This is a genomic window from Virgisporangium aurantiacum (genome assembly GCF_016863635.1).
In the GTDB taxonomy this organism is placed as follows: domain Bacteria; phylum Actinomycetota; class Actinomycetes; order Mycobacteriales; family Micromonosporaceae; genus Virgisporangium; species Virgisporangium aurantiacum.
On sequence record NZ_BOPG01000079.1, the window covers coordinates 33,647 to 41,466 of the forward strand.

Below are 7,820 nucleotides of genomic sequence, written 5' to 3' on the forward strand. Positions count from 1 at the left end.
GGATGGGGGAGTGACCCGATTCCCGCCGGCTCCGATGAGCGAGCTCACCGACGTCCCCTTGCGTTTCGACCTCGGCGAGAGCACCCCGCCGCCGTTGCCGCTCGGCGCGGTACTCACCCCGGCCGTGCAGCAACGCCTCGCCGGGATCACCGCCGGATACCGCGCCTCGACCGGCGATCCGGACCTGCGCGCGGCCATCGCGGCCGAGGTCGGCGTCGACCCCGACCAGGTGCTCGTCACCGCGGGCGGCGCGAACGCGATGTTCTACACCGCGTTCGCCGTCGGCGAGGGCGACGCGGTGCTCGCCACGCCGTGCTTCCCGCCGGCGCGTACGGTCCCGGCCGCGGTCGGGCTGCGCGTCGTCGGGGTCGGGCTTTCCTTTTCGGACGGGTACCGCCTGTCACTTTCCGCTTTCGCCGACGCCCTCACGCCCCGCACGCGGCTGGTGTCGCTGGCCTCGCCGCAGAACCCGTCCGGGATCCGGTTCACCGAGGCGGAGGTGCGCGACCTGCTCGCCGTGATCGACGAGCGCGCACCCGACGCGATGCTGATGCTCGACGAGACGTACCGCCAGACCGTGTTCGGCGACGCCAAGATCCCGGCGTCGATGGCCGGGCTGCACCCGCGCGTGGTGACGACGTCGTCGTTGTCGAAGTCGCACGGCGCGGCCGGGCTCCGGGTCGGCTGGCTGACGAGCACCGACCCCACGTTCTACGAGGCCGTGCGGCGGGTGAAGTTCAACACGGCCGTGTGCGGCTCGACGATCGACGAGCTGCTCGCCGTCGAGGTGCTGCGCCGGCAGGACGAGTTCCTCGCGTCCCGCCGGTCCTATCTCACCTCGGCGCTGGACACGCTGTCGCGGTGGGCGTCGGACCAACCGGTGGACCTGCTGCCCCCCGACGGCGGCGCGCTGGCGTCGCTGCGGTTGCGCTCCGCCGCACCGGAACGCTTCCACGCCGCGCTGGCGGAGCGCGAGACGCGGGTCGGTCGCGGGTCGTGGTTCGGCGAGACCGACGACGTCGTCCGCGTCGGCTTCGGTCACCTGCCACCCGACGAGTTCGCCGAAGGCCTCGCCCGGGTGGCCGACGCCCTCGCTCAGACCTCGTAGGGCTGCACGACGATGAAGTGGTCGCCCATCGCCATGAACTGGAGGGCGATGCCCTCGGCCGGGCCGCCGGCGTACGCCTGCCGGGAGATGCGAAGCTGGGTGCTGGCCGACACCCGCATTCCGGCCGTCCAGGCAACCAGGGCGTTCATGTCGGCGTAGGTCGGCCCCCGCACCGGCAGCGTCACCGGCGTCCCCCGCGTCATCACCACGACGGTGCCCTGCCCCCCGACCTCCAGGTGGAACATGCCACCGCCGGGGATCGCCGGACTCTCGATCCGCCGCAACGCCGTCTGCAGGGTGGCGTCGAAGGCGAGGACGTTGTTGGCGTTGACGCAGAGCGTCTGCCCGTCGAGCCGAAGCAGGTGGAGGTTGGTGGCGTCCTCGGCGAGGAAGACGTCCCCTTGGCCCTTGCACGTCATGAGTCGCAGCTGCTGGCCGGTGACCGCCCCTTCGAACAGCGACCGCAGGCCGCCCGAGCCCTTGTACTCGAACTTCACGTTCCCCTGGTAGGCGACCATGGAGCCGCGCCGGGCGTGGCAGTCGGGCCCGAGCGTGACGCGCACGAGGTAGGAGTTCTGCTTGACCCACCGCTCGCCGGGTTTGTCTACTTCGTGGAAGCCGCTGAGGGTGGCAGCGGCACCGGCTTGCGGGCCGGGTTGCTGGCCGGCTTGCTGGCCGGCTTGCTGGCCGGGCGGTGCCGGCGCCTGTTGCGGTGCGCCGGCCGGTTGGCCCGGCGCTGGCGGGGCGGGTTCGTCGTCGACGGTGCCGCCGAAGCTGCGGATCAGGTCGGCCAGGCCCCCGGCGAATCCCTGCCCGACCGCGCCGAACCGCCAGCCGTCCTTGCGGTACAGGTCGGCGACGATGACGGCCCGCTCGGCGCCGAACTCCTCGCCGGCGAACGCGTAGCGGGCGACCTCCACACCGTCCACCACCAGCCGGAGATGTCCGGAACGGATGCCCTGGGCGGTACCCTCGGCGTCGATCGCCGCGCAGAACGCCAGCCGGCCGATCGTGGCCGGCACCTTGTCGAGCAGCACCCGGAACGAGTCGGTGTCGCCCTGCTGCGGGCCGAGCTTGCGCAGCGCGCCCTCCGGCGACTCCGGTTGGTTGAAGAACACGAAGTACCGGTCGTCGGACAACCGGCCGGACGCGTCGAGCCCGAAGCAGGAGATGTCCCAGGTCGCCCCGGGAGCGTCCACGTGGACGCCGACGTAGAGGTCGGTACCCGGCGTCAACGCCGACAGCTTGCTCTTCTGACCCTTGACGAAGCGCTGCGACACGGTGGCCTCCCCCGCTCCCCTGACAGAGTAGGAGGCGCCCGCCGCTCGAGGCGGCGGACGCCTCCGTCAGGGGAGAACGGTCACTGCTGCGTGTCGCCCTCGCCGGTACGCTGCTGGGCGAAGTCGACACCCTTGTCGATATGCTCGTCATACTTGCCACCGGTGCGCTTGTCGGCTTCCTCACCGGCCCGGTCGAGGCCCTTGTCGACCTGCTCGTCGTGCTGATCGGCGAAGTCCTTGGCGCGGTTCAAGAAGTCGTTCACTGGTCGGCTCCTCTCTGATCGGTGCTCCGATCCGCCTACCCCGTCCCGCGCCGGATAAGCCTGTGCAGGGTGACGTCGACGAGCCGCCCGCCGGTGGCGGTGGCCGTGAGGTACGTGCAGTACGGCTGGCGCCGCCGGTCGGTGGGCGAGCCGGGGTTGAGCAGCCGCAACCCGCCCGGTGCGACGGTGTCCCACGGGATGTGGGAGTGCCCGAACACCAGCACGTCGGTGTCCGGGAACCGGTCGGCGCAGCGCGTCTCGCGTCCCGTCGCCGGTCCCGTCTCGTGGACCACCGCGAACCGCACGCCGCCGAGATCGGCGCGAGCGACCTCGGGCAGCCGCGCCCGCAGTGGCGGGCCGTCGTTTGTTGCCGTAGCAGGCCAGCACCCGCGCGGCCCGGGCTTCGAGCGCGTCGAGCAGGGTCACGTCGACCCAGTCGCCGGCGTGCACCACCACGTCGGCGGTGTCGACCGCCGCCCACACCTCGGCGGGTAGGTCACGGGCACGCTGAGGCACATGGGTATCCGCCATCACGACGAGTCGCACACGCCCAGTGTCACCGGTGTGGAAGCCGGATCTGGGAGACAAAGGTTCGCTGAGCCCGAACTTTCTCTCCCGAAATGCGCGCCGAGGTCGGAAGTTGGGGGGACGAGATTGTGAGGGTAGCCTAACTTTGAGACTGGAATGCCCGGGGGCTGTCATGATCGGACCGGGTGTGGGTAGGACAGAACAGGCAAGCCATCGTCGAACGAAGAGGTCAACGTATGACTGAGGCTCCAGTGCGCCGCCGGCCGCGGGCGATCACCGGCCACGTGCGGACCGTCGAGCAGGTGACGCCGCACATGGTCCGGATCGTGTTCGGGGGCCCGGAGCTCGACGGGCTGGCCGCCGGAGCGTTCAGCGACGAGTACGTCAAGCTGCTCTTCGCCCCGTCGGGCGTCACGTACCCCGAGCCGTTCGACCTCGGCGTGATCCGCGAGACGTTGCCGCGCGAGTCGTGGCCGACCACGCGGACCTACACGGTGCGGCGGTGGGATCCGGCCAACGCCGAACTGACCATCGACCTCGTGACCCACGGCGACGAGGGCCTGGCCGGGCCGTGGGCGATGCGGGCGCGGCCGGGTGATCCGGTGCGGTTCTCCGGGCCCGGCGGAGCCTACCTGCCCGACCCCACCGCCGACTGGCACCTGCTGGCGGGCGACGAGAGCGCGCTGCCGGCGATCGCGGCGTCGTTGGAGCGGCTCGCGCCGGGGGCGAAGGCGTACGCGTTCGTCGAGGTCAGTGACCCGGCGGAGGAGCAGAAGGTCGACTCGCCCGGCGACGTCGAGCTGCGGTGGCTGCACCGGGGCGACCGGAAGCCCGGTGAGTTGCTGGTGCCGGCCGTCACGGAGTTCGAGTTCCCGGCCGGCCGGGTGCACGTGTTCGTGCACGGCGAGGCGACGTTCGTGAAGGACCTGCGGCGCCTGCTGTTCATCGACCGCGGGGTGCCGCGCGCCGGCCAGTCGATCTCCGGTTACTGGCGGCTCGGCCACGACGAGGACCGCTGGCAGTCGACCAAGCGGGAGTGGAACCAGAGCGTCGAGCGCGAGCAGGACGCGTCCTAGCCCCGCAGGGTGTGTGACGGCGACACGCCGTACCGGGTGCGGTAGGCGGCCGCGAACCGGCCGAGGTGCACGAAACCGGAGTCGTGGGCGATCTGGGCGACGGTCACCGCGTCCGAGCCGGCCGCGCCGAGCGCCCGGTGCGCCTGGGCCAGCCGCAGGTTGCGCAGGTACGTCATCGGCGGCATGCCGACGTGCCGGCGGAAGGCCTCCTGCAGCGCGCGGGCGCTGACACCGGCGGTGGCGGCCAGCGCCGCCATCGTGAACGGTGACGCCGGAGCGTCGTGCATCGCGTCGAGGACCCGCTTGACCGTGCGGGGCGTCCACCCGCGCATGCCGTACCCGGCGGTCTCCCGGTACCGGGGGGAGGCCAGCGCCAGCAGCCCGGCGATGATGCTCTGCTGCAGGTGCTCGGCCGGTCCGGCGCTCTGCAGCAGACCGTCGGGCTCGCTCGCCTCGGCGACGAGCAGCCGGACCAGGCGGCCCCAGCTGAGCCCGGCGCCCGACGTCGTGTCGAACTCGCTGTCGAGCGTCACGGGCGTGTGCACCGGCGCGTCGAGCAGGCTCTCCAGCTGCGACTCCAACGCCGTCCGCTCGATCTTGACCGCCAGCAGCCGGCAGTCGGCGGCCCAGCGGTCCAGGGTCGTGTCGCCCACGGGCTGGAACACCCCGGCCCGGGCAGGGGTGGCGACCGCCGGCCGCCGGGCCTGCTGCCAGGCGAGCTCCCCGGTGAGCGGCACGTCGACGTGGTACGACCCCAGCTCGCCGAACCGCATGACGACGTCGACGCCGAACCGCAGGTCGCCGATCGTGACGGGCCCCGACCTGACCACGTCGAAGTGCGCCGCCAGCGCGTCGGCGGGACCCACGACGTCGAGGAACGTCGAGTAGAAGTGCGTGGCGATGGCGCCCCGCGCCTCGTCGACGTCGGAGGTGGTGATCCGGAAGACGCCGTGGCGGTCGAGGGCCTCCATCGCACAGAGGCTACTCGCCATTCCTTACGGAGCGGGAGCGGGTCGTCACTCGGAAGTGATCGTCGCTCACCTCTATCGACGACCCGCGTCGCGACGATAGGCTCGCGTTTCGGTGAGAGTCCGTTGACGTTCGGTCAGGAAAGCAGGTGGGAGCGCCGCATGGTGGACGCACGGGCGTTGCTGGAGGACGAGGTACGGGCCGGCAAGGCTCTGCAACTGGCCACGCTCGGCCCCGACGGCGCACCCGTCGTGTGCAACCTCTGGTTCGCGTCGAGCTTCGAGCCCGACCGGTTGTACTTCATCTCCCGGCCCGGCCGGGCGCACTGCGAGAACCTGCGCCGCGATCCGCGGGTCGCCGGCGCGGTGCTCGCGATCGATCTCGACGACCCGGGCAGCACGGCCGCGCGCGGCGTGCAGTTCATCGGGCGCGCCGTGGAGCTTCCCACCACGGGCATCGACGCGGAGATCGAGGTCTACGCGGGCCGCTGGCCGGCCACCGCGAACGCGATCGATCCGGGACGCATGGAGCGCGGCGAGGCGCACCACCGCGTCTACCGGATCGAGGTCACCGACTGGGTCCTCTACGACGAGGAGAACTTCGGCAAGGACCCCCGGCAGCCGGTGCCGGTGTACGGCAACGGTGCCGGGGGCCCTGGCTGAGGAGCTACCTGCCGTAGCGGCTCTTGAGGTGCCGCCACCAGTCCCGGAACATCCACGCGTCGAAATCGGTGATCTGCGCCGCGCTGCCGGCCTTCATGAGGAAGCAGCACTGCCCGGTGGGCGTCCAGTCGTAGAAATCGTCCAGCCCGAACGTATGGCCGACCTCGTGAAGGTAGATGTGCATGTTCGCGGCGTTGAGGTTGCCCGTGAAGTACTCGCTACCCACGCGCTGGCCCCAGTCGCCGCCGGCGCCGCCGCCGAAGCCCGACGTGAGCCACAACGACATGTCGTAGTGGTGCGACGGTCCGCCGGGGCAGTTCGGGTACTGGCCGCTCTGGTTGAAGAACCGGCCGCAGGGCTCGGCGCACTGCGGTGCGTTCTCCCGGATGTTGTTGACGTAGACGTCGACCGAGTTGTCCGTCCACTGTAGAGTGTTGCGGTCGCGCACGGCCCAGCCGACGACCTTGACCGGAACATCGGTGTACGGCCAGTTGTTGTGGCCGACCATGAGGTCCATCCACTTCTTGAACTGCCGCTGCAGGGCGGCGTGGATGTTGTCGCGGAGCGCGGCGCTCACCGGCGCGCTGGAGTCCCAGCGCACGCAGTAGTTGATGTAGCCGCCGTTGGCGAAGACCTGGTCCCAGCCGTAGTTCCGGAACCCGTACAGGTTCCCGTAGGTCGACTCCTGGTGGGCCCAGACCTCGTTCAGCGGCTGCACCAGGTTCGACGGCGGGTTCCATCCGCTGGGGGTACCGGGATTGCCGCCGCCGATCGCCGACGAGTACGAGCGCAGTTCGAGCAGGCCCACCGAGGCGGCGCCGCTCTGCAGCACGATCCGCAGCCGGGTCGTGCTCACCTGCGTGAAGTTCACCGCGTTGTACTGGTTGACGACCGTCGGGTACCCGGTGACGCCGGCCACGTCCACATAGGACGATCCATTCCAGTACTGCAGCCGCCACGACGCCGGCAACCGCACGCCGCCGTTGTCGTCGAAGAAGTACACGTCGGCCGAGCGCAGGTTCTGCGCGGACGACCACGTGAGCAGCACCCACTGTTCACCGGTGTTCGGCCAGGTGCCCCAGCGCCGGTTGACCGTGTCGTTCGACGACGGCGGGTCGATGCCGTCGTTCACGGCGGCGACGGCCTCCCACGCGGACGTGTAGGAGGCGGTCGCGGTGGCGGACCGCGACAGGTTGTCGCTCTGGCCGGGCGCGGCCTTCGCCGGCATCGCCGTGACGATCGGCACGCCGAGCAGGAGCACCTGCAACCCGACCAGGGCGGTGAGTCTTCGGGCCAGTCTCATGCGTTTCCTTTCTGGGGGTGGTGGCGGGGAGGCGTCTACTGAATGGCGCGCAGTTCCAGCACGCCGGTGGAGAACCCGCTGCGCGACGTGATGTTCAGCCGCAACCGGGTCGTGGTGACGGGGGTGAAGGTCACCGTGTTGAACGTGTTCGCGGCGACGCCGCAGGAGGTGGCGCCGGGTGGGGCGGCCCAGGCGCTGCCGGTCCAGTACTGCACCTGGCACGACGCCGGCAGGTCGATGCCCTGGTTGTCGTCGAACCAGTAGACGCTCGCCCGGCTCAGCGGTACCGGGCTCGCCCAGTCGTACTGCACCCACTGCGTGCCCTGCTGCGGCCAGTTGCCGTACACCGGCGCGGCGCGGTCGGCCGAGCTCGTCGGCGTCACGTTGTCGTTGATCGCGGCCAGGTTCTCCCACGACGACACGTAGGAGGTGCTGCGCGACGCGGTGAGCGCGTGGTTGGTGCCGGGGCCACCCGGGTTGCCGGTGCCGGGGTTCGGCGGCGGGCCGGTGGTCGTCTGGGTGACGCGCTGGATCGTGCCGTCGGCGTTGAAGAACATCTGGTCGACGGCCACCGAGCGGCGGAAGTTGCCGCCGCCGGGCGCGTTCGCGTTGTGGTAGACCATGTACCACT

The 7,820-nt window shown here is 70.9% G+C and carries 7 protein-coding genes and 2 pseudogenes; 3 read left to right on the forward strand and 6 right to left on the reverse strand.

The features are described from left to right. Positions 1-10: 10 nt before the first annotated feature. Positions 11-1,108, forward strand: coding sequence for a pyridoxal phosphate-dependent aminotransferase (locus Vau01_RS50130; RefSeq protein WP_239152595.1), 1,098 nt, complete (start codon positions 11-13; stop codon positions 1,106-1,108). Here the strand turns inward: Vau01_RS50130 and Vau01_RS50135 are convergent. From Vau01_RS50135 to Vau01_RS50145, 3 genes and pseudogenes are all read right to left on the reverse strand, one after another. Then, on the reverse strand, positions 1,096-2,388 hold the full coding sequence (locus tag Vau01_RS50135) for a TerD family protein (protein ID WP_204008236.1): 1,293 nt from the start codon (positions 2,386-2,388) through the stop codon (positions 1,096-1,098). The genes Vau01_RS50130 and Vau01_RS50135 overlap by 13 nt on opposite strands. A gap of 80 nt (positions 2,389-2,468) precedes the next feature. Continuing rightward, positions 2,469-2,651, reverse strand: a complete 183-nt coding sequence (locus Vau01_RS50140; protein ID WP_204008238.1) for an antitoxin — start codon at positions 2,649-2,651, stop codon at positions 2,469-2,471. A 35-nt stretch (positions 2,652-2,686) separates the two neighbouring features. Continuing rightward, positions 2,687-3,353, reverse strand: a pseudogene (locus Vau01_RS50145) (metallophosphoesterase family protein). A 77-nt stretch (positions 3,354-3,430) separates the two neighbouring features. Here Vau01_RS50145 and Vau01_RS50150 point away from each other — a divergent pair. Further along, complete coding sequence (locus Vau01_RS50150) at positions 3,431-4,255, forward strand: siderophore-interacting protein (RefSeq protein ID WP_204008250.1); 825 nt, start codon at positions 3,431-3,433, stop codon at positions 4,253-4,255. Here Vau01_RS50150 and Vau01_RS50155 read toward each other — a convergent pair. After that, on the reverse strand, positions 4,252-5,226 hold the full coding sequence (locus Vau01_RS50155) for an AraC family transcriptional regulator (protein WP_204008240.1): 975 nt from the start codon (positions 5,224-5,226) through the stop codon (positions 4,252-4,254). The two genes, Vau01_RS50150 and Vau01_RS50155, sit on opposite strands and share 4 nt — an antisense overlap. Before the next feature lie 159 nt (positions 5,227-5,385). On the opposite strand from Vau01_RS50155, the gene Vau01_RS50160 reads away from it, so the two are divergent. Next, positions 5,386-5,886: a pyridoxamine 5'-phosphate oxidase family protein gene (locus Vau01_RS50160; RefSeq protein WP_204008242.1), complete on the forward strand. Its 501-nt coding sequence runs from the start codon at positions 5,386-5,388 to the stop codon at positions 5,884-5,886. A gap of 4 nt (positions 5,887-5,890) precedes the next feature. On the opposite strand, the gene Vau01_RS64040 is transcribed toward Vau01_RS50160, so the two are convergent. Beyond that, positions 5,891-7,189 carry a hypothetical protein gene (locus tag Vau01_RS64040; protein WP_239152597.1) on the reverse strand — a complete coding sequence of 433 codons (1,299 nt, stop codon included), beginning with the start codon at positions 7,187-7,189 and terminating at the stop codon, positions 5,891-5,893. A 35-nt stretch (positions 7,190-7,224) separates the two neighbouring features. After that, positions 7,225-7,820, reverse strand: a pseudogene (locus Vau01_RS50170) (xylosidase); the annotation flags it as partial.

Excerpts from the sequence above, each read along its gene's own strand:
- Vau01_RS50155 (WP_204008240.1), bottom strand. The coding sequence starts at position 5,226 with ATGGAGGCCCTCGACCGCCACGGCGTCTTCCGGATCACCACCTCCGAC.
- Vau01_RS50160 (WP_204008242.1), top strand. The coding sequence starts at position 5,386 with ATGGTGGACGCACGGGCGTTGCTGGAGGACGAGGTACGGGCCGGCAAG.
- Vau01_RS64040 (WP_239152597.1), bottom strand. The coding sequence starts at position 7,189 with ATGAGACTGGCCCGAAGACTCACCGCCCTGGTCGGGTTGCAGGTGCTC.